Annotated in this window: 20 protein-coding genes and 2 riboswitches; of the genes, 18 read left to right on the forward strand and 2 right to left on the reverse strand. The window is 36.2% G+C overall.

Annotated elements, in window-relative coordinates; genetic code table 11:
- The first annotated feature begins 162 nt into the window (after positions 1 to 162).
- The 7 genes from BK137_RS10170 to BK137_RS10200 all read left to right on the forward strand — a co-directional run bounded on the left by BK137_RS10170 (position 163) and on the right by BK137_RS10200 (position 6949).
- On the forward strand, positions 163 to 951 hold the full coding sequence (locus tag BK137_RS10170; RefSeq protein ID WP_038180240.1) for a carbon-nitrogen family hydrolase: 789 nt from the start codon (positions 163 to 165) through the stop codon (positions 949 to 951).
- A 79-nt stretch (positions 952 to 1030) separates the two neighbouring features.
- A riboswitch (SAM riboswitch) is annotated at positions 1031 to 1136 on the forward strand.
- Between the two features lie 118 nt (positions 1137 to 1254).
- Complete coding sequence (locus BK137_RS10175; protein WP_038180237.1) at positions 1255 to 2268, forward strand: methionine ABC transporter ATP-binding protein; 1014 nt, start codon at positions 1255 to 1257, stop codon at positions 2266 to 2268.
- A complete protein-coding gene (locus BK137_RS10180; protein WP_038180235.1) occupies positions 2258 to 2929 on the forward strand; it encodes a methionine ABC transporter permease in 672 nt (223 codons plus the stop codon). Before BK137_RS10175 ends, BK137_RS10180 begins: the two co-directional genes overlap by 11 nt.
- Positions 2930 to 2944: 15 nt before the next feature.
- A complete protein-coding gene (locus BK137_RS10185) occupies positions 2945 to 3763 on the forward strand; it encodes a MetQ/NlpA family ABC transporter substrate-binding protein (protein WP_038180232.1) in 819 nt (272 codons plus the stop codon).
- A 448-nt stretch (positions 3764 to 4211) separates the two neighbouring features.
- Complete coding sequence (locus tag BK137_RS10190; protein WP_038180230.1) at positions 4212 to 5468, forward strand: Y-family DNA polymerase; 1257 nt, start codon at positions 4212 to 4214, stop codon at positions 5466 to 5468.
- A gap of 285 nt (positions 5469 to 5753) precedes the next feature.
- Complete coding sequence (locus tag BK137_RS10195; RefSeq protein ID WP_038180226.1) at positions 5754 to 6095, forward strand: YolD-like family protein; 342 nt, start codon at positions 5754 to 5756, stop codon at positions 6093 to 6095.
- Between the two features lie 407 nt (positions 6096 to 6502).
- Positions 6503 to 6949, forward strand: a complete 447-nt coding sequence (locus tag BK137_RS10200; RefSeq protein WP_038180224.1) for an RDD family protein — start codon at positions 6503 to 6505, stop codon at positions 6947 to 6949.
- A gap of 279 nt (positions 6950 to 7228) precedes the next feature.
- Here the strand turns inward: BK137_RS10200 and BK137_RS10205 are convergent, their stop codons facing one another.
- Entirely contained in the window at positions 7229 to 7870 is a 642-nt protein-coding gene (locus tag BK137_RS10205) for a hypothetical protein (RefSeq protein WP_038180221.1), read from the reverse strand.
- 244 nt (positions 7871 to 8114) lie between these two features.
- Here BK137_RS10205 and BK137_RS10210 point away from each other — a divergent pair, with 244 nt between their 5' ends.
- Both BK137_RS10210 and BK137_RS10215 read left to right on the forward strand, forming a co-directional pair.
- Complete coding sequence (locus BK137_RS10210; RefSeq protein ID WP_038180220.1) at positions 8115 to 9062, forward strand: L-threonine 3-dehydrogenase; 948 nt, start codon at positions 8115 to 8117, stop codon at positions 9060 to 9062.
- Positions 9063 to 9732: 670 nt separating this feature from the next.
- Positions 9733 to 11340 carry a long-chain fatty acid--CoA ligase gene (locus BK137_RS10215; RefSeq protein WP_038180885.1) on the forward strand — a complete coding sequence of 536 codons (1608 nt, stop codon included), beginning with the start codon at positions 9733 to 9735 and terminating at the stop codon, positions 11338 to 11340.
- A 117-nt stretch (positions 11341 to 11457) separates the two neighbouring features.
- Here the strand turns inward: BK137_RS10215 and BK137_RS10220 are convergent, their stop codons facing one another.
- Positions 11458 to 11946, reverse strand: a complete 489-nt coding sequence (locus BK137_RS10220) for a QueT transporter family protein (RefSeq protein ID WP_038180218.1) — start codon at positions 11944 to 11946, stop codon at positions 11458 to 11460.
- A 7-nt stretch (positions 11947 to 11953) separates the two neighbouring features.
- Positions 11954 to 11998: riboswitch (PreQ1 riboswitch) on the reverse strand.
- A gap of 494 nt (positions 11999 to 12492) precedes the next feature.
- Between BK137_RS10220 and BK137_RS10225 the strand changes: the two genes are divergently transcribed.
- The 9 genes from BK137_RS10225 (at position 12493) to BK137_RS10265 (ending at position 23458) form a co-directional block, all read left to right on the forward strand.
- The gene (locus BK137_RS10225; protein WP_051448579.1) at positions 12493 to 14097 is read left to right on the forward strand and encodes a helix-turn-helix domain-containing protein; all 1605 of its coding nucleotides are present in this window, start codon (positions 12493 to 12495) and stop codon (positions 14095 to 14097) included.
- A gap of 98 nt (positions 14098 to 14195) precedes the next feature.
- Positions 14196 to 15155 (forward strand): ABC transporter substrate-binding protein, encoded by a 960-nt coding sequence (locus tag BK137_RS10230; RefSeq protein WP_038180216.1) that lies wholly within the window; start codon positions 14196 to 14198, stop codon positions 15153 to 15155.
- A gap of 188 nt (positions 15156 to 15343) precedes the next feature.
- Positions 15344 to 17059, forward strand: coding sequence for an ABC transporter ATP-binding protein (locus BK137_RS10235; protein WP_038180214.1), 1716 nt, complete (start codon positions 15344 to 15346; stop codon positions 17057 to 17059).
- Positions 17060 to 17129: 70 nt separating this feature from the next.
- Positions 17130 to 18113, forward strand: coding sequence for an ABC transporter substrate-binding protein (locus tag BK137_RS10240; RefSeq protein ID WP_038180213.1), 984 nt, complete (start codon positions 17130 to 17132; stop codon positions 18111 to 18113).
- Positions 18114 to 18236: 123 nt separating this feature from the next.
- The gene (locus BK137_RS10245) at positions 18237 to 19217 is read left to right on the forward strand and encodes an ABC transporter substrate-binding protein (protein ID WP_327192109.1); all 981 of its coding nucleotides are present in this window, start codon (positions 18237 to 18239) and stop codon (positions 19215 to 19217) included.
- A 217-nt stretch (positions 19218 to 19434) separates the two neighbouring features.
- On the forward strand, positions 19435 to 20250 hold the full coding sequence (locus BK137_RS10250) for an ABC transporter ATP-binding protein (RefSeq protein ID WP_038180211.1): 816 nt from the start codon (positions 19435 to 19437) through the stop codon (positions 20248 to 20250).
- A gap of 17 nt (positions 20251 to 20267) precedes the next feature.
- Complete coding sequence (locus BK137_RS10255) at positions 20268 to 21314, forward strand: FecCD family ABC transporter permease (protein WP_038180208.1); 1047 nt, start codon at positions 20268 to 20270, stop codon at positions 21312 to 21314.
- 50 nt (positions 21315 to 21364) lie between these two features.
- A complete protein-coding gene (locus tag BK137_RS10260; protein WP_412104677.1) occupies positions 21365 to 22348 on the forward strand; it encodes a FecCD family ABC transporter permease in 984 nt (327 codons plus the stop codon).
- A 51-nt stretch (positions 22349 to 22399) separates the two neighbouring features.
- Entirely contained in the window at positions 22400 to 23458 is a 1059-nt protein-coding gene (locus tag BK137_RS10265; RefSeq protein ID WP_038180203.1) for an NAD(P)/FAD-dependent oxidoreductase, read from the forward strand.
- Positions 23459 to 23771: the final 313 nt, after the last annotated feature.

A 23771-nucleotide genomic window follows, 5' to 3' on the forward strand; every position in this document is an offset into this window, starting at 1 on the left:
GAATTATTTTCTTTAATAACTTGTTATCCACAAAATCTTTCTTATAAAAACGCTATACACAACAACTACTTTGTGGATAAAATAGACGTATGTATAAAATAGTCGCAATAATAAGAGAAATATTATAACCTTTTTAAGAAAATGTCTACAGGTGGTGGAGTTATGAAAATTGCATGTATACAATTAAATGTTGCCTTCGGGGACATCGAAAAAAATTTTACAAACGTCGAAAAGTTTATCAGGGAGGCCGCTGATAAGGGGGCGGAACTCGCAATTCTTCCCGAAATGTGGAATTCTAGCTATGCTTTAGAGAAATTAGAAGACCTTGCAGATCCGAACGGGGAACGCACAAAGAATTTTCTACAAAAGCTTTCAGAAGAATTACAAATTCATATTGTTGGTGGCTCGGTATCAACGAAAAAAGATGGTAAATTCTATAATACGATGTACGTATATAACAACAAAGGGGAGCTTGTCAGCGAATATGATAAAGCGCATCTTTTCCGTCTAATGGACGAGCATTTGTATTTATCAGCTGGCGATAAGCAAAATAACTTTGAACTGGGTGATATTCCAGCAGCTGGTGTTATCTGCTACGATATTCGTTTTCCAGAGTGGTTACGTCTTCATGCATTGAACGGAGCGAAAGTAATTTTCGTTTCTGCACAATGGCCAACGCCACGTATTGATCATTGGAAAACGTTATTACAAGCACGTGCAATTGAAAGCCAGTGTTTTGTTATTGCAGTAAATAGAATTAGCCATAAAAAACAAAATTTCAACGGTCAATCGATGGTTATTGAACCTTGGGGTGAAGTGTTATGGACTGGTGGAGAAGATGAAGAAATGGCGATTATCGATGTCGATTTCTCTATAGTGGATGAAATTCGCCAACGAATCCCGGTATATGATGATCGTCGTCCTGAATTATATAAAGATATTTTGAAATAATTCAAAGTTTCAAAAAAGTGTTTGACATCTACATTATTTCACAGTAATATTTAGTTCATAACTTACAAACGAATATTGAATTTTATCTAGAGAGACCGAGGGATAGGCCCTATGACGTCCGGCAACCCCCTGCCAAAGGGAAGGTGCCAATTCCTACAGAATGAGTACATTCTGGAAGATAAATCGCCAATTTACACTTACGATGCTTCTTTCAGATAACCGAAAGAAGCGTTTTTTAATACAGCAAATTCCAAGTATTTCTATAGAAGTTACATAATTTAAACAGATTTGAGGGGATACAATATGCTCGAGATTCAGAATCTTACAAAAGTATATAAAACCAAGAAGGGTACGGTAACGGGTGTAGACAACGTATCGTTGACAATCGATGAAGGTGAAGTTTTCGGTATTGTTGGCTATTCTGGCGCAGGAAAAAGCTCGCTTCTACGTTGTATCAATTTATTAGAGCGACCAACAAGTGGCAGTATCGTAGTAAATGGTCAAGATTTAACAAAATTAAAAGGTGAACAACTTCGTAAAGCGCGTTTGAAAATCGGAATGATATTCCAACATTTTTACTTAATCAGTCAAAAAACGGTTGGCGAAAATATTGAATTTGCTTTAAAAGCAGCGGCTACACCACCGAAGCTGATTAATGCTCGTGTAAAAGAATTGCTTGAAATGGTAGGTTTATCTGAGAAAATAGACGTTTACCCAGCACAATTAAGTGGTGGTCAAAAGCAACGTGTCGGCATTGCCCGCGCACTTGCAAATAATCCATCCGTACTACTTTGTGATGAAGCGACATCAGCACTTGACCCAAAAACAACGGTTTCCATTTTACGCTTACTAAAAAAGATCAATCGTGAGCTAAATATTACAATCATCCTTATCACGCACGAAATGGATGTTGTGAAAGAAATTTGTGATCGAATGGTTATTATGCAAGATGGAAGAGTCATTGAAGAAGGGGCAGTTTACGACGTTTTTGCAAATCCGGTTGAGCCATTAACACAAGAATTTATTAGCAGCGTTGTATCATTTGAACTGCCACCAACGATTCTTAAAGGTGTGACAGGGGAAATTGTGAAAGTACTATTCAAAGGAGATGTAGCTGGAGAGGGCGTCATTTCAGATATGATTCAAAACTTTGAAGTACGTGGTAATTTCTTGCACGGCACAATTGAATATATTCAAGAAAAACCTCTTGGCATTTTCTTAATGGAGCTACAAGGTCAACCGGATAATGTAGGGAGAGCTATTTCTTATATGGAAGGACGCGGTGCGTTTGTGGAGGTGATTAACAATGCTATTTGATTTCGAGCACTTTATTAGTATGCTTCCAGACATTTGGAAAGCATTTGGTGAAACGTTACTGATGATTGGTATTTCACTTAGCATTTCACTAATTATTGGTTTACCACTTGGAATTATACTATTTGTTACAAGCAAAGGTTTATTTTTACGTAATCGTTTTTTTAACGGAATTTTAGGGTTTATCGTCAATCTAGTTCGTTCCGTTCCGTATATCATTCTATTAGTAGCGTTGTTCCCGCTAACAAAAATACTGGTTGGAGATACAATTGGTCCCGTAGCGGCAAGTGTTTCATTATCTGTAGCAGCCATTCCGTTCTTTGCGAGACTTGTAGAAACGTCTATGCGTGAAGTTGATAAAGGTGTCATCGAGGCATCAATAGCTGTCGGTGCAACACCGTGGATGATTATACGAGATGTGCTATTACCTGAAGCGAAATCGGGTATTATCCAAGGTGTGACAATGACGATTATTAGTTTAGTCGCATATTCCGCAATGGCTGGTATTGTCGGCGGCGGTGGAATTGGCGACCTAGCTATTCGCTTTGGTTACTACCGCTATGACAACACAATTATGATTGCGACAGTTGTCATTTTAATTGTTATTGTCCAAATTATTCAACTTTCAGGCGATGCCATTTCAAAAGCAATTGATAAACGATAAAGGGGAGATTTGAAAATGAAAAAGTTTTTACTAGCAGCGTTATTATTCGTATTAGCAACAGTTTTAGTTGCATGTGGTAACAAAGATGAAAGCAAACCAAAAGATTCAAAAGACATTAAAATTGGCGCAACTGCAGGGCCGTATAGTGACATGTTAAATAAAGCAATCATCCCGCAATTAGAGAAAAAAGGGTATAAAGTAAAAACAGTTGAATTCAGTGACTACGTACAACCAAACAAAGCATTAGATTCTGGTGATATTGATGCAAACCTTTTCCAACATTCAATTTATCTTGAAAACTTTAATGAACAAAATAAAATGAAATTAACTGGTCTAATTAACGTACCAACTGCACCAATGGGCTTCTTTGCAAAAGATTTTAAATCAATTGATGGTATTAAAGACGGCGCAAAAGTAGCAATTGCTAATGATCCATCAAATGCGGCACGTACATTATTAGCGTTACAAGAACAAGGTCTTATCAAAATTGACCCGAACATCGAAGAACTAAAAGCATCTGAAAAAGACGTTGTTGAAAATCCTAAAAACTTAGTGTTCCAACCAATAGAAGCGGCGGGGCTGCCTCGTGCAATCGATAGCGCTGACCTTGTTGGTGTCCCAGGAAACTTTGCACTTGCGGCGGGACTGAATCTACAAGATGCACTCTTCTTAGAAAACATGCCTGATAAATTCCGTAATGTTATTGCGGTTAAGGAAGAAAACAAAGATTCACAACTAGCAAAAGATATACTAGAAATCGTTAAATCGGAAGAATTTGAAAAAATCATCGATGAAGAATTTAAAGGTTTCGGCAAACCTGACTGGATGAAGTAAATGTTGAAGCGGTCCGCCTAGACTCGACAAGCGCTGGAACCTTCGAATTGAAAACGTACTTTCAGTTTTCAACCGAGAAGGTGGAAGTGACCTCGAGAGTCTGACCGCTGAAGCTGGATATCTCGAGTAAATGCTGAAGCGGTCCGCCTAGACTCGACAAGCGCTGGAACCTTCGAATTGAAAACGTACTTTCAGTTTTCAACCGAGAAGGTGGAAGTGATCTCGAGAGTCTGACTGCTGAAGCTGGATATCTCGAGTAAATGTTTCGAGCATTTTTCTAAAGAGACTACTGCACACTTTTAAGTGTGCAGTAGTCTCTTTTTATTATGAAGTCCTCCTAGTAAAACTTATACTCACTACTCATTCACAATACCTGATATTCCCACTTGCCATCTCACTCATCTCAATTTAAAATAAGAACAAACGTTCTCTATTGGAGGATAGGTGTATGTACGAAAACATGCCAAGGCGATCAATTATGTGTATCGATATGCGTTGCTTCTATGCGAGTTGTATTGCAACATTGGAGCATTTAGATGTGATGAAAACGCCGATTGCGGTAGTTGGTAACTTCAATCAAAAGGGAAGTATCGTGCTAGCGGCATCGCCGATGATGAAAAAACGTTTCCAAGTAAAAACGGGCACACGCCTCTATGAAATTCCGAAGCATCCGGATATTCGCCTATTTGAACCTAAAATGGACTTCTTCATCCGCGTTTCAATGGAAATTACACGCTTACTCAACAGTTATGTCCCAAAGGAAGCTATCCATATTTATAGTGTTGACGAAAGTTTCGTTGATTTAACAGGAACAGAAAAATTATGGGGACCAGTTGAACAAACCGCGAAGAAGATACAACGAGATATTTACAATCAGTTTGGAATTCCAAGTGCCGTCGGCATGGGGCCTAATATGTTGTTATCAAAGCTAGCGCTTGATTTAGAAGCGAAAAAAACGGGCTTTGCTAAATGGGTATATGAAGATGTGGAAGAAAAGTTATGGCCTACATCACCACTCTCTAAGATGTGGGGTATTGGGTGTCGGACAGAACGCACGCTTAATCATATGGGGATTTTTTCAGTAGGAGATTTAGCGAAAGCAGATTTAAAAACACTAGAAGCTCGTTTTGGTATTATGGGTAATCAGCTTTATCATCATGCGTGGGGAATTGATCTTTCTGAGCTCGGTTCACCGATAATTGAAGGGCAAATCAGTTATGGTAAAGGACAAATTTTAATGCGCGATTATAACAAAAAAGAAGAAGTGCTTGCAGTTGTTTTAGAGATGTGTGAAGACATCGCAAGGCGTGCGCGTGAAGCATTTAAAGTAGGGCGTACCATTTCACTAGGACTCTCCTACAGTAAAAATGCATTTGGTGGAGGCTTTCATCGTTCACGCACAATCGATGAGCCAACAAATGAAACGATGAAAATTTATCAGGTCTGCCAGCAGTTGCTTGATGAACACTATATAGAAGATAGACCGGTACGCCAGCTGACGATTAGTATTACAAAGCTTGAATCTGAACGTTCAATGCAGCTTAGTTTGTTCGATACTGACCGCTTTCGTCGTCGTAAGCTCGGAGCTACCATGGATCAACTACGCTCTCGTTACGGCCCTACTGCACTTTTACGTGCGGTCTCTTATACAGAAGCTGGCACCGCTGTCTCACGTTCAAAATTATTAGGAGGTCACAAAAAATAAAGTAATGTATATTTATTCAATATCCATTTAATTGATATACACTATTTGAATAATAGTTGTATGACACGGCAGGGTGGTAATGTCTTGCGGACATGTGGATAACTAAGTGTTAGTTGCAAATAGGTCTAGTTATGCACAACTTATGCACTAAATACACAGGTTGAAGCAGTTCGCATAAAAAGACTGACGTAATATTGAATGCGAAGAAATTAATTTAAAGTATGTTTTAGTATGTTCTTTTATATCATGTCATACAAAATATAATGGAAAAGCAGGTGTTTTAAGATGATTCGTGACAGAGGTAATGTTAAATGGGTTTCGATGATGTTACCAGAACATGTGCAGCAAATTAGAGTGTGGAAACATGAATCAGAAGAAGAATTACCGAATGAATTGACTGAATGGGAATTAGAAGAACTGCAACAGGTTATTCAACTCGCGTATGACCAAAAGTTAATTGTTACGCTTAAAATTATGGTTGATCATAATTTAAGTCACTATACAGGTATTATTACGGATCTTAAGGCATCCACTCGTGAGCTATCATTAGAAATGGATACAATCATTCGGCGTATACCATTGGATGCTGTTTATAGAGCGCAATTAGAAAATAACTATTGTGATTAATCTTTAAAATAAAAATCAATTACATTAGATGGCCCCTATACCAATGTATAGAGGTCTTTATTGTTATATAAAAAACAATGAAATCAATAATGTTTTCTGAAAATCACTTTTCGTGACAATTACGACAATAATCGTTGCTGTGTAATATTGAACAGGGATAAACTACTATCACTCCTCACAGCGTTACAGGTGGGGCATTAATTCATCGAATGATTCTATTTTAGAGCTCGTATAAATCACCTAAATATAGAGTTATAATAGGTATTTTGTGCAACGAGGGGAATTAATTTATTACACTGAAATTTCACGTATTATCTATTGAAGAACAAATGCTCAAAATGCAAAGTTATGTATCATACACTAATGATGACGACGTAAATTAATAGAAGGGAAAGGAGAAAGTAGAAGTGAATTATGGAGGGTTTTGGATCCGTTTCTTAGCGTCAATTATTGATGCTGCTGTGGTGGCTGTGGCAACAGCGCTAATTGGGGGCGTTTTAAAAGTTCCAAAAGGGGTCATATCTGAAATGATATTTGGTGATGAACTATATCTAACAACTTACCCTTTATATAGCTGGATTCTCATTATCGTAGGTATATTATATTTCATCGGACTACCGGCAACGCCATGGAGAGGTACCGTCGGGAAAAAAGTGCTAGGCATAGAAATTGTTGATAAGAACGGTGATACAATCTCTATTTTCCGAAGCGTCATTCGGAATGTCGCTCGAATCTTTAGTGGACTTCTCCTCGGACTTGGTTACATAATCGCCGCATTCCACCCGCAAAAGCGTGCCTTGCATGATTTGGTTGCAAACACTTATGTGATTGATGCTAGGAAGATTGATAAATAATACAACAGAAGATTTACTACTAGTTGGTGAAAAGTGGTGTGGGATTGAGTGACTTTATAAAATTGTTAGGCAGGTAAACGTAAGAGCTAGCTGATTTGAAATCTTAAAGTCGTGAGAAAAAGATAAAGTTTATACTAATTAATGAGGTAATCTTAACTAAAATAAATGAATTTTTAAAGTAATGTATAAAACCCACCCGAAATGCCTAATACTATACCAACTCCCCATTGGAATGTAAAAATTCCATCCTTAAAAAACCACCCTCCCCCGGGTGGTTTTTTATTTTGCCTCTAATCTTGCCTTCATTTCTTTGAAAGAATAAAACAATAAATGTTTTTGTAATCCTCTTACTTTTGCGGTGGCTGCATGTGCTTCTTTTTCGAATGTCTGGAAATCATGCTGTTCATAGGCGATCAAACCCTCAATGGCGTGTGGCATCCATTCTTTTTTTAGGTTTGGGATGAGCGATTTTGCTGCCTCGAAGTTGCCGAGTAAAGTTTCAATATGTGCGATAGTGTAGCTACGAATAGGTTCTTTTTGAAGTTGCTTCGCTTCTACTAAAGCAAGTTCGAAATCTTTGTCCAGAGTAGCTAGCAAAGAACGGTAGTTGTGTTGAACATCTTGTTTTTTATAACTGCTTAGTATTTTTTGTACGCTTATTTTTTGCTCGGTTACTGTTTCATGTGCAACCGCGTATGGGTAGGCAAATACGGGTTTTGTTTTATGCTTTGTTATAAAGCGATCCATTTTACTAATGTTGTTAGACCAAAACAAAGTGTTGAGGTATGGGAACATTGTGAGAGCGAAGACATACATAAATAGTAAGAGAAATACTACGACTATAGGTAAGTCCATTATAAGTAGGAATGTGCAGCTGATGATGGCGACCAAATAAATAAAAGTTAGTTTAAATAAATGCATCGATTCCACTCCTTTTGTTTATTATAAAATAAACAATGAATAATTGTATTGTAAACAAACTGTCCTTTGTGTGAAAACGATTATTGTGTTTTAGAAACATACATTGTATAATCTAATTATTAAAAACATTGATAAATCAACGTATTATTGTTGTTATTTGTATTTTCTAGAAATACATTTGTAACACTCGGGAGAATGTGTTTTCTGTAAATACAAATGTTTATTGGGTGAGGAGGATTTTTAAATGAAAAAAATTATGATAACCGGTGCGTGCGGTCAAATAGGGTCAGAGTTAGTATCTAAGCTGCGCGAAACATATGGAACGGAAAATGTTTTAGCAACAGATATTCGCAAACCGGATACACAAAAGGGACCTTTTGAAACACTGGATGTTATGGATGCTGGTCGCATGAATGATATGGCGAAGGATTTTGGAGCAGATACTTTAATGCACATGGCTGCATTATTATCAGCAACTGCAGAATCTAAACCGTTATTTGCTTGGAATTTGAATATGGGTGGACTTGTTAATGCTTTAGAAGTTGCGCGTGAACAAAATCTGCAGTTTTTCACACCGAGTTCAATCGGTGCATTTGGACCTTCTACGCCCAAAAATAATACACCACAAGATACGTTGCAACGCCCTACTACGATGTATGGTGTAAACAAAGTAGCGGGTGAACTATTATGTGATTACTATTACCAACGCTTTGGTGTAGATACTCGTGGAGTACGTTTCCCAGGATTAATTTCTTACGCAACTCCTCCTGGTGGTGGTACAACAGATTATGCGGTTGATATATACTATAAAGCGATTTCTGAAGGGAAGTATACTTCATATATCGCACAGGGCTCATACATGGATATGATGTATATGCCAGACGCGTTGCAAGCTATTGTAGATTTGATGGAAGCAGATCCTACGAAGTTGATACATCGCAATGCGTTCAATGTGACAGCTATGAGTTTTGAACCTGAAGAAATTGCGGCATCAATCCGCAAACATATCCCTAATTTTAAAATGGCTTATGAAGTGGACCCAGTACGTCAAGCCATTGCAGATAGTTGGCCAAATTCTATTGATGCAAGTGCTGCAAAAGAAGAATGGGGCTTTAAAGCAAAATATGACTTAGATGCAATGACAGCAGATATGTTAAAAAAGTTAAAAGAGAAAGAAACTAAAACTGCTTAATGGATAGGCATTAATAGAGCCGTACCTTCTTAATTGAAGGTACGGTTTTTTTATTGGAGAAGATAAGTATTTTAATAGATAGAACTGCATATTGTAATGAGATGATAGATTTAAGAATATTCTCTTTTAATTAATATTTTTCTCAAAAATATTCCATTTTAATAGTTTCATAATAGCGCTTACATGTATAATTGTGTAAAATGTATTTATTGGAAAAGTTTGAATATTTATGTTTTGAAAAGATAATCTATAGATTTGACTATTCTATTAGTATTAAATAGCATCATGAAATTTTGGATGCTACAAAAATTGACTTGTCAGATAAAAAATGAGGGAATCGCCTTAGGTATTATCGAGTCAAAGGATAATCGAACTTTAAGTGAGCAAATGTATTAAAGCTTCAATAGCAATAGTAAGAGGTTAGCGGCAAATAAGGTTCTGAAGAAAGTTTTATACACACAAGTGTTACCCCGCAATGCTTCTAGGATACAGGTGGCTATGTTATATGGAAGTAATAAGGTTGATAAAAGCTTCCGAGACAGCCATAGTAGCATCTATTTACGCAGATACAAATGAAGTCATGAAAATGATTATTGCAAAGAATCTCGGTTTATAAGCATTTGTTTTTAAATAAAATCATATTACTTAATTAAAGGGGAGTTGGATGAGTATGATGCAAACGCCATTAGTACTAACTGATTTTGTGAAACGTGCAGAGAGATATTTTCCGAAAAAATTAATCATTTCTAGAACGAGTGAAACGATGATTCACCGTATTACTTATAAAGAGTTTGGACAGCGGACACGAAAATTATCTGAAGCATTAACGAAATTGGGGATGAAAAAAGGTACAAAAGTAGGCTCATTAGCGTGGAATCATCACCGCCATTTAGAAGCATACTTCGGTGTACCATGTGCAGGAGCAGTACTCCATATGATCAATATTCGCCTATCACCAGAGCATATAGTATATATTATTAACCATGCTGAAGATGAAATTTTACTTGTAGATAGCGATATTTTCCCGTTAATTGCTCAAGCTGCACCTTTACTAAAAACGGTGAAACATTTCGTTGTTATGCAAGATGGAACAGACTTACCTGAAACTAACTTAGAAAACGTTCATTCTTATGAAAAACTGCTAGAAGAGGCATCAGATTCCTATGAATTCCCTGATGATTTAGATGAAAATATGCCGGCCGGAATGTGTTACACAAGTGCCACAACAGGCTTCCCAAAAGGTGTTGTTTACACGCACCGTAGTTTAGTACTACACAGCTTAGCACTTGGTTTAGCAGATTCACTTGGTATTCGCGAGAGCGATGTAGCTATGCCAGTCGTACCGATGTTTCATGTAAATGCCTGGGGTATGCCATTTGCAGCAGTAAATTTTGGCACAACACAAGTATTGCCAGGCCCAATGTTCAACCCACAGCTCTTACTCGATTTAATCGAACAAGAAAAAGTGACATTAACAGCAGGTGTACCGACAATTTGGCTTGGTGTGTTAAACGAACAAGAGCAAAATCCACGAGATTTATCGTCATTACGTGCCATAGTTTGTGGTGGATCAGCTTCACCAAAAGGTCTAATCCGTGCTTTCGAAGAAAAATACAAAGTACCATTTATCGTTGGTTACGGTATGACTGAAACTACGCCGATTGTAAGTCTTTCCACGTACACAAAGGAAATGGAGAACTGGTCTGCAGAAGAGAAACTTAATATTCGTGCAACACAAGGATTGACGACAACTCTTGTTGAAACACGTGTTGTCAACGAAAATGGAGAAGTGCCTTGGGATGGTAAGACTATGGGTGAGTTAACTGTTCGAGGCCCCTGGATTGCAGATGAATATTATAAGGATGACCGCACGGAAGAAGCGTTTAAAGGCGGTTGGCTATACACAGGTGATATTGCTGTCATAACACCAGAGGGGTATCTCAAAATTACAGACCGAACAAAAGATTTAATTAAGAGCGGTGGAGAGTGGATTTCATCTGTAGATTTAGAAAATGCACTCATGACACATGAGGCTGTATTTGAAGCGGCTGTAATCGCAGTTCCAGACGAAAAGTGGCAAGAACGTCCACTAGCTTGTGTTGTCTTGAAAGAAGGTAGTAGTGCAACGAAGGAAGAGCTTCTTTCGTATTTAGAAGGGCAATTTGCAAAGTGGTGGGTACCAGATCATGTTGTCTTTTTAAAAGAAATCCCAAAAACATCCGTCGGCAAATTCTTAAAGGCAAAATTGCGTGATGAAGTGAAGGATTACCAATTATAAAAACAAAGAGAGAGTCTTCATTAGGGACTCTCTCTTTGTTTTGGTCTGAAAAATTTTATTGTGAGCGTAAAACAAAAAACCACCCATCCGCAAAAATGCGACTAGGTGGTTATAATATTAATCTTCAATTAGCTTACTAAAGTTAATACGCTTGTTCAGTGCTAGCATAATCGGAATACCAAGTCCCATCACAACTAATTCACCGACAGCAACTGTTAGCCAAGTATATAGAAACGGTAGCTGGAATGCGAGATTCAATTCGATGGCAATTAAGAACATCGTAAATGTAAATACAAGTGTACCGAAAATCATTTGCTTAACATGTCCTTTAATAAAACGTTTCGCAAAGATTGTGATGCTTAAGGCTAAGACAGATTGACCAAGGCCAAAGATTAAATCATACATACCAAGTGGTGAAAATAGATTTGTAATCAATACACCGATCACGATACCTACAAAAAATTTCTTGTTGAAGACAACAAGATGATTGAACACTTCAGCAATACGGAACTGTATAGCACCGAATGCGAGTGGGGCAATTAGCATAGACACAGCTATATAAAGCGCTGCGATAATTCCGCTAGTAGCCAAAGATTTTACTTTCATTATTCATTTCCCCCTAGTTTTTTTTCGTGGGATGGTTACGAACCACGTTATAAAAAGTCTACACTACACCCTATCATAGCGAATTTAAATTGTACATGTATAAATTAACCTTTCACTACAACTTTTATATTCAAATTTAAGCTAAGTAAATCAATAAAAAAAACAATAGATTCCATATTTTTCGGATACCTATTGTAGAATTTTTTTCATGAATCAAGATGTAAATTGTTTATAACCCTCTAAAAACAATGGGGATTTTAAAGAGACGTTCTCCACAATGACATGGCTAAATGGAAAATTCAAAGTCGTTTATTATGTATTTTAAGTTTTATGCCATTACTTATTATTGGCCACTTCAACATCTATAATACCCAAAAATTATGATGAAAGAATGAAAAGGGTGGATGTATCTTCCTTTTATATCCTACTATTCTATAGTATAGTAGTGGTGATATTGATAATCATTATCATCATTGTCATGTAAGTTGTTAATGAAGGAAATAGGTAAGTTTTCTTTTACTAGTAAAGCATAGGAGGAACAGTTTGTTGATCAAAAGTGGAAAATACATAAAGTTAATCAATGTTCTAAAAGATATAAAAATAACAGAAATAAAGCCTAAGAATGTATTGATATTTAATACTATTAAGTCACCTACTCTCATTTTAGTAGTAAAAGGAGAAGCTGAAGCAAACTTAAATGAGTTACAGTCTTCAATAGTGGAGGGGAATCTTATTAGCATACATCCTGGATCTCTTCTACGTTTAAAAAATAGTTTATCTGATGATGTTTTTGAATATTATCAAATGACACTAGAGCAATATGAATTGACCAGTATTTTGGACAGTGAATTAAAATATCATCTTCAATATAATAATCTACCTCAAAATGGATTTCTAACAGAAAAACTCCCTCATAGAGCTTTTATGATTATGAAAGAATTAATGGATTGTTTTTCGTCAATGGAAGAGGATGATCGAATTCATTATTTATTAAAAGAATTCTTAGAGCTCTACTTTTCTACAGATACTAGATATCCGAGTACAGTATTTAGCTCTACTTGTGCTTATATAGACGAGCATTTTCATGAAAAGATAACGCGTACTTTTATAGCTGAAATGATTGGTTATAATCCACGCTATTTTTCGGCATTTTTCAAAAAACAAATGGGTTGGAATTTTTCTGATTATTTGGCATACGTAAGGGTGAATAAAGCAAAGGAATATTTACTTACTAGCGATTCGCCCTTAAACGATATTGCTTATAAAGTTGGATATGCTGATGGTAGTTCGCTTAGTAAAAAATTTAAAAGTTTGGTAGGCATGTCACCAAGTGATTTTCGATTAAAACGTAAGCCAGAGAGAATTATAGCGTTACAATTTTTAGGAGATATGCTTGCGTTAGGAATTAAACCAATAGCATCTACAGCTGAAGTCTTAAATGATTCGCAACTTCTACAAGCTGAGTTAAACGGTGTTATTGATGTAGGAAAAGTCCCTTTAGATGAACTCGCTGCAGATTTAATCATTGTCCCAACTTATTACTATTATGCTAACCCGGAAAGGATAGGGCAAATGGAGAAAATTGCACCTGTTTTGATGGTTAATTGGGGAAACAGTGATTTACTAAAGGAGTTACGTTTTTTTGGAGAGCTTCTTGGGAGAGAGAAACAGGCAGAGGATTGGATAATAGCATTTAAAGAAAAGGTGCAGCAGTCTAAACGAAGAATTGAACAGGTAAAAAAACAAAATGAAACAGTAGCATTATATGAGTTTTGGGACGATCAATACATAAGAATATGGGATCGAACAGCTAGAGCGGCCTATAATTTGTACGACATGCTTGAATTAGCAGCACCAGAACGAGTTCAGAGAGAAGTGTTGGATGCTCAAAACCATTTAGTGATTCCAGAGGATCGTTTACCAGAATATGCAGCAGATCATATGTTTATCATTGCATGTGAAAAAAGTGGATATTTGCATAGAGTGAAAAAAACAATAGAAAATCACCCCATTTGGAGTTCAATCCCTGCTGTTCAAAAACAGCAGATTTATTTTTTGAAGCAAGAAGAATTTAGATTTTGTGAAGCATATGCATTGGAAAAACAATTAGAGATTCAAGTGAGACACTTGTTAAAGGAAAAAGAGGACTGACTATCTAACATATGAAAATACTGACTTATTGACATCGACTATAAATATGTAAACTGATATCCTAAATGAGAATGATAATCATTAACAGGAGGATAAAGATGTTAAAAAATAAATCAATTTTCTTGTTTTGTTTACTATTAATCATGTTTTCAATTGTTATGGTTGCGTGTAACAAAACCGAAGATAGTACAAGTAAACAACAAAATAATGAGAATAAAGAGGAAAAGGTAACAAGGGTTGTAAAAACTATACATGGAGATATTGAAATACCATCCAAACCAAAAAGAATCGTTGTAGATGGCTATTTACCAACCTTGCTTTTATTAGATGAAAAACCAGTAGGAGCAACTGATTCGGATCTTGAAAATATCCATATTCAAAATTTAGTCACCGGAATTGACAGTATCGGGGAAAACTCTAAAGAAAAAATATTAGAGTTGAATCCAGATTTAATAATAAGTGCCAACTCTGAAAATAGCGCGTTTGAAGATTTTTCGAAGATAGCACCTACAATAATAATTCCTTATGAAACTTACAAAGATGCTCATGAGGAAGTAACAGCATTTGGAGAAATGCTTGGAAAGGAAAAGCAAGCACAAGAATGGCTTGCTTCATTTGATACAAAAATTGAAGAACAGCGAGAGAAAATTAAAAAAGTAATAAGTGCCAATGAAACTGTTTCAATCTTTGGTGCTTATAATAAGGACTTCTACATATACGGAGATGGTATTTATAGGGGTGGACAGGCAATATACAAGCAACTTCAACTCACACCACCTGAAAAAATAAAAAAAGAACTGATCGATACAGGCGATACATTTAAACAAATATCGTTTGAGGCTTTAAATGATTATGCAGGTGACTATATCTTTTTGGATCAATCATATGGTGGCAAATTGGACAAGAAAAATAGTATGTGGAATTCAATGGATGCAGTAAAAAACGACCGAGTTTTTGATCTTGATCCTAAGAGATTTTGGCCATATGACCCTATCTCAGTATTAGCTCAGTCTGAAGAAATAGCTGATTTACTAGTATCGAAGAATCAGGAAAAGTAAGACAATATTAATTTTATTTCCATTGATGAGAGGCTTTGCCTGGAGCAGTTTGATATAGTGGAGTCTCTCTTTTTATCTCAATAGCTAATAAGAGTTCATTTGAATTTTCGTGTTCGTTATCATATCCATTGAACAATATATGGATTTGGCATAAAGAAAAATATTGCTGAGTAGGGGTGTATTTAACAATGTTAAAGCGATTTTTTTCCTATTATAAACCGTATAAAGGTTTGTTTATATTGGATTTTTCTTGCGCAATCATTGCAGCGTTATTGGAGCTTGCTTTTCCATTAGCCGTAAATCGCGTAGTAGATGATTTATTGCCATCAGGAAATTTGGCGTTTATCTTATGGGCGTGTGTCGGATTATTTGCAATTTATATCGTCAGTTCAGCCCTTCACTATGTAGTTACTTACTGGGGACATAAGCTTGGTGTGAATATTGAAACAGATATGCGTAAGGAGTTATTTACACATATTCAAAAGCAACCATTTAGATTTTTTGATAACAATAAAACAGGTCATTTAGTTTCACGGATGACAAATGATTTAATGGATATCGGAGAAATTGCCCATCATGGGCCAGAAGATTTGTTTATAGCACTGATGACATTAACGGGTGCGTTTGGTTTAATGCTATCAATTAATTGGAAATTAGCTATTCTGACATTTATCATCATTCCACTGATCATCTATTTATCATTGTACTTTAGCCGGAAAATGTCTCGGGCATTCGATCGAATGTTTGCTGATATAGCTGACTTCAATGCAAGAGTAGAAAATAATGTGAGTGGTATGCGAGTGGTACAGGCTTTTACAAATGAAGATCATGAAATTGCTCAGTTCACAGAAAATAACAGTCGCTTTCGTAATACAAAATTGATTGCTTATAGAATAATGGCTTGGAATTCATCTATTAGTTACATTCTTATGAAAGTTGTTTCCATTTTTGTTCTATTATGTGGAACTTGGTTTGTTATACAAGGGAATATGTCATATGGAGAGTTTATCGCCTTTGTACTTCTGTCAAATGTATTTCTTCAGCCGATTCAACAAATAAATTCAGTAATTGAAATGTATCCAAAGGGTATTGCTGGTTTTAGACGTTACTTAGATTTACTTGAAACAGAACCGGAGATTGCAGATGCTTCAGAAGCAGAAGATGTCACACAACTACAAGGGAATATTAACTATCAAAATGTATCATTTGGTTATGAAAATAAAGAAAATGTGCTAGAGAAGATTAATTTATCAATCCGTGCAGGTGAAACGGTAGCACTTGTAGGTCCATCTGGTGCAGGTAAAACAACGATTTGTAGCTTACTACCTCGTTTTTACGATGTCAAAAACGGCAAAATTACGATTGATGACATTGATACGAAGAAAATGACTTTAGAATCTCTTCGATCGCATATAGGGGTAGTTCAGCAAGATGTTTTCCTTTTTGATGGAACGATTCGTGAAAATATTGCCTATGGTAAATTAGGAGCTTCAGAAGAGGAAATTTGGGAGGCGGCCAAAAAAGCACAGCTTGAAGATATTATCCTTTCCCAATCAAATGGACTAGACACAATGATTGGTGAAAGAGGGGCCAAGCTATCTGGAGGGCAAAAGCAACGTCTTTCAATTGCTCGTATGTTTCTGAAAAATCCATCTATTCTTATTTTGGATGAAGCCACTTCTGCACTTGATACAGAGACAGAAATCGCTATTCAGAAAGCTCTAGCCAATCTATCGAAAGGACGTACAACGCTTGTTATTGCCCATCGTCTAGCAACGATAAAAAATGCTGATCGTATTATTGTTGTAACGGAAGAGGGTATCAAGGAACAAGGGAATCATAGTGAATTATTGGAGATGAAAGGTGCATACAGCAGACTCCATGAAGCACAATTTGGCTATTAAAATTGAAATAATATGTAGGCGATATAGTAAATACAAACTTAGAATTACGCGGATAGAGGGGAATATTATAATGTTCAATAAATTGAACTTAAAGGTAATTTTGCTGATGGTACTTAGTTTGATGCTTATTTTAACAGGATGTGGAGCGACTAAGAGTAATAAAGCACAAGAAGAACAAAAAAATGAAAACGTACAAGCTGAAACGGGAACTCGTACGATTACTGACGATATCGGTCGTAAAGTTGAAGTGCCAAATAAGCCTGAACGAATAGTGACGGATTGGTATTTAGGACAATTGCTAGCACTTGATGTCATGCCAGTAGGAGCTGTTATGGCAAACCTGGATTATGCAGCATATTTGAAAGACTATTATAAAGAAGATGCAATTGAAAATATTGGTGATGGTGAAGCGTCTTTAGAAAAAGTTATGGAATTAAATCCTGATTTAATTATTACATGGGATAAAGAAGCAGTTGAAAAATACGAAAAAATAGCTCCAACAATTGTTTTTTCAGATACTAATTATAAATCTATTCACGAAGAAATCAAAGCAATGGGGGAATACCTTGGACGTACAGATAAAGCGGAGCAATTTCTTGGAGATTTTGATAAACGTATTGCAGTAGCTAAAGAAAAAATTAACAAAGTAATCAGCAAAGATTCTACCTTTACTATTTTCGATTTAGGGAAAAAGAACCTTTCAGTTATTGCTCCGAACGGTGTTGTTGGAGGACGAGCATTATATGAAACATTAGGAATGACACCTCCACCAAAAGTAAAAGAGTTGTTTGATACGAAAGAAGCGGATGGCAGCCGTTACGAAATATCATATGAAGTTGTAAATGACTATGTAGGAGATTATGTAATAGAGATGAACTACTTTAATAAGGGCGGTTCATTACCAGCGACATGGACAAATCTTGATGCAGTTAAAAAGGGAGAAGTAATTAGTTTAGCGCCCGAATATTATTTCGCTTCTGATCCCGTTTCAGTACTGCACCAAGCTGAAGATTTAGCAACTAAAATTGAGAAATTAACTAAGGAAAAAAAATAGTGTAGTAGTAAATAATCTCAATTATAAAAAGAAAATTATATTTTATATCGCTAGAATTTAGTGTTTGATAGAGTTTGCATTATTAAGTAACTAACAGGATGTAATAGACAAGGGGATATTAATTTGTATATACAACAATACCGCAATCGAAATTGGAAATTAGGAATAGTAGTAACCCTATTTGTATTAATGGTTTTAGCCCTATCTGCTTGTAGTAGTACAAATAATGATAAAACAGTAGAAGATACAACTAAGAGTTCAGATGTTAAAGAGAGTAAAACAACAAAAACAATAAGTACAATAAATGGAGAAATAGAGATTCCTACACAACCAAAACGCATTGTGGCAGAAGAATATTTAGGTAGTTTAATCGCTCTAGATGTTATTCCTGTTGGAGCACCCGAATTGACACTTAAAAACTATTATTTCAAAGATAAATTAAAAGGTGTTTCTGATACAGGAGTTTATGGGAAACCATCTGCAGAAAACATACTAGCAATGAATCCTGATCTAATTATTACCGGGAACAATGAAAGCTACAAGATTTTAAGCAAAATTGCCCCTACAATTGTTATTCCTTATGGTGATTTAAAAAATGCTCACGAGGAGTTAACTTATTTTGGGGAGCTATTAAATAAGGAAGATGAAGCAAAAGTTTGGTTAGAAAAATACGACCAACAGATTGCAGATGCTAAAGCCAAGGTAGACGCAGCTATTAAAGAAGATAGCAGCTTCTCAATTATGGAAGACGCAGGAAAGGTGACATATGTGTACGGTGACAATTTTGGTCGTGGCGGCCAGGCAGTCTATCAAGCTTTTGGAAGGAAACCTCCAAAGAGTATTGCTGAAGAAATTATGAAGAAGCAATGGGCAGAGCTTTCAGAGGAAATGATACCAGAATACGCTGGTGACTATATTATCATGACTTCCAACGGTCGAACAGTTGAAGATTTTAAGAAAGATCCAATTTGGGGCAGTTTGGAAGCGGTTAAGAACGACCGTCTATATATTTGGCCAGAAGAACGCTCTTGGTATTATGATCCCATTGCAACACTTGCACAAGTTCAAGAACTGACTAATTGGCTTACTAATCTTAAACAATAGAAAAGGGTGGTCCCTGCCTACTTAATGGTGAGGGAACATCTTTCTTTTTATAGAAAACTTTTAAATTGATCATTATTCAGTAGTAGTTCGACAGGAATGTTTAAGCTAACGGAAAAATGTTGTAAATATTTTCAACATACTTTATACTGAAATAAATGACAATGATAATCATTATCAATTGAATTGTCATAAGGCAAAGGAAGGATGATAAAAAAATATGTCAGTTCTTACTGTTGATCATGTGGCAGTTGGGTATACAAACACTGTAATTATAGAAGAGTTAAGTGCCGCAATTCCTGAAAAAAAAATTACGACCATTATTGGTCCAAATGGATGTGGTAAATCAACGCTCTTAAAAGCAATTGCAAGGGTTTTAAAGACACAAAAGGGTGCAATTTTTCTAGATGGGCGTGCAATTCAACAAGTTTCCACAAAAGAAATTGCAAAGAAAATGGCAATCTTGCCACAAAGCGCCGAAGCACCATCAGGACTTACAATATTTGAATTAGTCTCATACGGCCGATTTCCACACCAAAGAGGCTTTGGTACATTAAGAAAAGAAGATTTACAACATATTCATTGGGCAATTGAGGTCACTGGACTAGGTGAGCTAAGAGATCGCCCCGTAGAAGCGTTATCAGGAGGACAACGACAGCGCGTATGGATTGCAATGGCCCTTGCACAAGATACGGAAATTTTAATATTGGATGAACCAACAACGTATTTGGACTTAGCCCATCAACTTGATATTCTCTTATTGCTTAAAAAGTTAAACGAAGAGGAAGGGAAAACGATTGTAATGGTACTGCATGATTTGAATCATGCATCACGTTTCTCGCATTATATGATTGCGATGAAGGACGGTAAGATTATTACAGAGGGAAAACCGGAAAAAGTAATGAAAAGTGAAAATTTAAAAGCAGTTTTTGATATTAATGCAATATTAATGACATGTCCTTTTAGCCAGAATCCAATTTGCTTATCTTATCAATTGAATAAAGAAACGGAATGCTTATTGCAAACTGTTGAATAAAAGTAAGGAGAAAGAAGATGTCAGATTCAGTAGAAGAATCAATAGATTTAAAGAAAGTATATAAGGGCTCACGTCCAATTATTGCAACTGTCATATTACTGGGTGGAACGATAGGCCTTTTATTCGCTATAGGATTATCAGTATCATTTGGTGCAGCAGATATTGATTTTGGAACTGTTTGGTCTGCTGTTTTTCAATTTAACCCCAATTTAACTACACACCAAATTATTCAAGATATAAGACTACCAAGAGTTCTTGGGGCAGGTTTAGTAGGAGCGTGTTTTGCTGTAGCAGGTTCTATTATGCAAGGAATGACACGAAACCCATTGGCTGACTCAGGTCTATTGGGATTAAATGCAGGTGCTGCTTTCATGCTTGCTATCTGCTTTGCTTTCTTTCCTGGCTTACCTTATATGTATATTATTTTATTTTCATTTTTTGGAGCAGCTTTAGGTGCTGGCATTGTTTATGGAGTGGGTTCTTTAGCAAAGGGTGGTTTAACACCTATGCGTCTTGTATTAGCAGGAGCAGCAGTCAGTGCTTTGCTCGGAGCGCTTAGTGAAGGAATTGCAATTTATTATCGCATTGGTCAAGATTTGGCGTTTTGGTATGCAGGTGGTGTTTCGGGTACAAAGTGGGAGCATCTTAAAGTTATGTCTCCTTGGATAATAGCAGCAATTATTGGTGCAATCATGCTGTCAAAATCAATCACTTTGCTTAGTCTAGGAGACGAAGTGGCGATTGGACTTGGACAACGAACAGGGAGGATAAAATTCTTTGGATCAGTTGTCGTATTAGTGTTGGCAGGTGCAGCCGTTTCAGTTGTAGGTGCCGTTGGATTTGTTGGATTAATTGTTCCTCACTTAACGCGTTTTCTTGTAGGAAGCGATTATCGTTGGATTGTACCTTGTTCAGCAATTTTAGGTAGTCTATTAGTTATATTAGCTGATTTTGCTGCGAGGATGATAAATCCACCTTATGAAACACCTATAGGAGCATTGATTGCTTTGATTGGCGTTCCATTCTTTCTTTACCTTGCTCGTAAAGGAGGAAAAGAGTTGTGACTGAGGAAAATTACATATCTGCTTATCAACAAAAAAAACATCGGAAGAATATCTTGCTTATTCTCACTATTTGTCTACTCATCATTATAATGTTCATGATAAGTATGGGTACAGGTTTTATAAGGCTTACCCCAATTGAATTAGTTCGAACATTATTTGGAATGGGGACGGATAAACAGAATATAATCTTGTTTGATTTCAGATTACCACGAATCGTTATCTCCATTTTAGTAGGGATGGCATTAGCTGTATCGGGGAGCATATTACAAGGAGTTTCAGGGAACGCATTAGCTGATCCAGGAATTTTAGGTATAAATTCAGGAGCAGGTTTAGCAGTCATGTTATTTATTTCGTTCTTTCCAACTACAACAGCAGCACCGGTTTTTTTTCTTCCTATATTAGCGTTTGTAGGTGCAGCAGCCACAGCTATTCTGATCTATGTACTTGCATATAAACGTGGTGAAGGAATTTCGCCTACAAGGCTATTGCTAACAGGTGTTGCAGTAGCGGCGGGTATTAGTGCGGCAATGATTGTATTGACATTGAGATTATCACCTGAAAACTACCAATTTGTTGCTATTTGGATGGCAGGTAGTATTTGGGGTTCTAACTGGAGCTTTGTATTGGCATTATTGCCTTGGATTCTTATTTTATTACCAATCGCTTATTCGAAGGCTCGTGTCTTAAATACATTTAATCTTGGAGAGATACCTGCTACGGGCCTTGGGCTAGCTATAGAAAAAGAGCGATTAATTTTACTAGCAATTGCAGTTGGCTTAGCTGGTGCAAGCGTATCTGTAAGTGGGGGAATTGGCTTTATTGGTTTAATTGCACCACATTTAGCACGACAACTAGTGGGTGCAAAACATCAGTATCTCTTACCGACAGCTGCTTTAATAGGTAGCCTTTTGTTAATAACTGCGGACACGATAGGTAGATGGATATTACAACCATCTGAAATTCCAGCTGGTATTGTCGTTGCAGTTATTGGAGCACCCTATTTCTTATATCTACTTGCAAGGTCAAAAGCATAGAGTGTGAATTTTGAATATTAAAAAATAATAAGTTTAATAGGAGGATTCAAGATGAATTCAGAAGAATTGTATGATGTAACAATTATTGGCGGTGGCCCAGCAGGACTTTTTTCAGCTTTCTATAGTGGCTTAAGAGAAATGAAAACAAAAATTATCGAATTCCAACCTTTTTTGGGAGGAAAAGTGCATGTGTATCCAGAGAAAATGATCTGGGATATTGGTGGACTGACACCTGTTACAGGTGAACGACTGATAGAACAATTGATTCAGCAGGGAATGACTTTCAATCCTAAGTTAGTATTAGGAGAAAAAGTTACGTCAATTAATAAAGGCGAAGATGGGAACTTTATTATTTCAACATCAGCGAACAATAAACACTTTTCAAAAACAGTTATTTTAGCTGTTGGGGGCGGTATTATAAATCCAACAAAACTAGATATCGAGGGCGCTGAACGGTTTGAAATTTCAAATTTACATTATACTGTCAAATCTCTAGAACGCTTTAAAAACAAAACTGTATTGATTTCAGGTGGCGGAAATGCTGCAATAGATTGGGCGAATGAATTGGAGCCCATTGCCAAAAAAGTTTACTTAACCTACCGAAAAGATATGTTAAAAGGGCATGAGGCAGAGGTATCACGTCTATTTAATAGTTCAATTGAGTGTTTACTAAATACATCAATTGAAAAACTAATTGCCTCAAATGATCACGAACGTATTGAAAAAGTCGAGTTGTTGAGTATTGAAGATGGCAATATTATTCAACTACCTGTTGATGAAGTTATTATTAATCACGGTTATGATAGAGATAAAGAGCTGACATCAAATAGTGGATTAAATATTGAAATGGCAAATGAATATAGTATTGCAGGAAGTCCTTTAAGTGAAACGTCTGTAGAAGGTCTATATGCTGCAGGTGATATTTTGAATCATGAAGGAAAGTTACATTTAATTGCAGGTGCATTTCAGGATGCAGCAAATGCAGTAAATAAAGCAAAGCAATACGTAATACCAGATGCATATGAGTATGGAATGGTGTCATCTCATAATGATATTTTCAAAGAAAAGAATAAGGAATTAGTGAAACATTTATACTTAGCGAAAAATTAACTATAAATATAAGCGTTTTTTACCAATGTATTTAAGTAACACTAGACTTTGAAACAATTTTTTGTTTTGGAGCCTAGTGTTTCTTTAATTTTAAAGGTATTTTTTTTCATTCTAATTTAATGCATTTATGAGAGGCTTAATTTTGAAATAGGATAAAATTAATTTCATTTCCATTAGTTATAAAAATTCACAAAATGTTCACATTTTAAAGGGATACATCAAAACGTTGATGTTCAGCCATTCAACGCGTTAAAGTGGCGAAGATGTCATATTTTGAATTGTCGAAAGATTCATAATGTTGTTGACGATTGAC

Origin of the sequence: Viridibacillus arenosi (genome assembly GCF_001955655.1) — a bacterium.
Lineage (GTDB): Bacteria > Bacillota > Bacilli > Bacillales_A > Planococcaceae > Viridibacillus > Viridibacillus arenosi.

Excerpts from the sequence above, each read along its gene's own strand:
- BK137_RS10170 (WP_038180240.1), top strand. The coding sequence starts at position 163 with ATGAAAATTGCATGTATACAATTAAATGTTGCCTTCGGGGACATCGAA.
- BK137_RS10175 (WP_038180237.1), top strand. The coding sequence starts at position 1,255 with ATGCTCGAGATTCAGAATCTTACAAAAGTATATAAAACCAAGAAGGGT.
- BK137_RS10180 (WP_038180235.1), top strand. The coding sequence starts at position 2,258 with ATGCTATTTGATTTCGAGCACTTTATTAGTATGCTTCCAGACATTTGG.
- BK137_RS10185 (WP_038180232.1), top strand. The coding sequence starts at position 2,945 with ATGAAAAAGTTTTTACTAGCAGCGTTATTATTCGTATTAGCAACAGTT.
- BK137_RS10190 (WP_038180230.1), top strand. The coding sequence starts at position 4,212 with ATGTACGAAAACATGCCAAGGCGATCAATTATGTGTATCGATATGCGT.
- BK137_RS10195 (WP_038180226.1), top strand. The coding sequence starts at position 5,754 with ATGATTCGTGACAGAGGTAATGTTAAATGGGTTTCGATGATGTTACCA.
- BK137_RS10205 (WP_038180221.1), bottom strand. The coding sequence starts at position 7,870 with ATGCATTTATTTAAACTAACTTTTATTTATTTGGTCGCCATCATCAGC.
- BK137_RS10210 (WP_038180220.1), top strand. The coding sequence starts at position 8,115 with ATGAAAAAAATTATGATAACCGGTGCGTGCGGTCAAATAGGGTCAGAG.
- BK137_RS10215 (WP_038180885.1), top strand. The coding sequence starts at position 9,733 with ATGATGCAAACGCCATTAGTACTAACTGATTTTGTGAAACGTGCAGAG.
- BK137_RS10220 (WP_038180218.1), bottom strand. The coding sequence starts at position 11,946 with ATGAAAGTAAAATCTTTGGCTACTAGCGGAATTATCGCAGCGCTTTAT.
- BK137_RS10230 (WP_038180216.1), top strand. The coding sequence starts at position 14,196 with ATGTTAAAAAATAAATCAATTTTCTTGTTTTGTTTACTATTAATCATG.
- BK137_RS10235 (WP_038180214.1), top strand. The coding sequence starts at position 15,344 with ATGTTAAAGCGATTTTTTTCCTATTATAAACCGTATAAAGGTTTGTTT.
- BK137_RS10240 (WP_038180213.1), top strand. The coding sequence starts at position 17,130 with ATGTTCAATAAATTGAACTTAAAGGTAATTTTGCTGATGGTACTTAGT.
- BK137_RS10250 (WP_038180211.1), top strand. The coding sequence starts at position 19,435 with ATGTCAGTTCTTACTGTTGATCATGTGGCAGTTGGGTATACAAACACT.
- BK137_RS10255 (WP_038180208.1), top strand. The coding sequence starts at position 20,268 with ATGTCAGATTCAGTAGAAGAATCAATAGATTTAAAGAAAGTATATAAG.
- BK137_RS10265 (WP_038180203.1), top strand. The coding sequence starts at position 22,400 with ATGAATTCAGAAGAATTGTATGATGTAACAATTATTGGCGGTGGCCCA.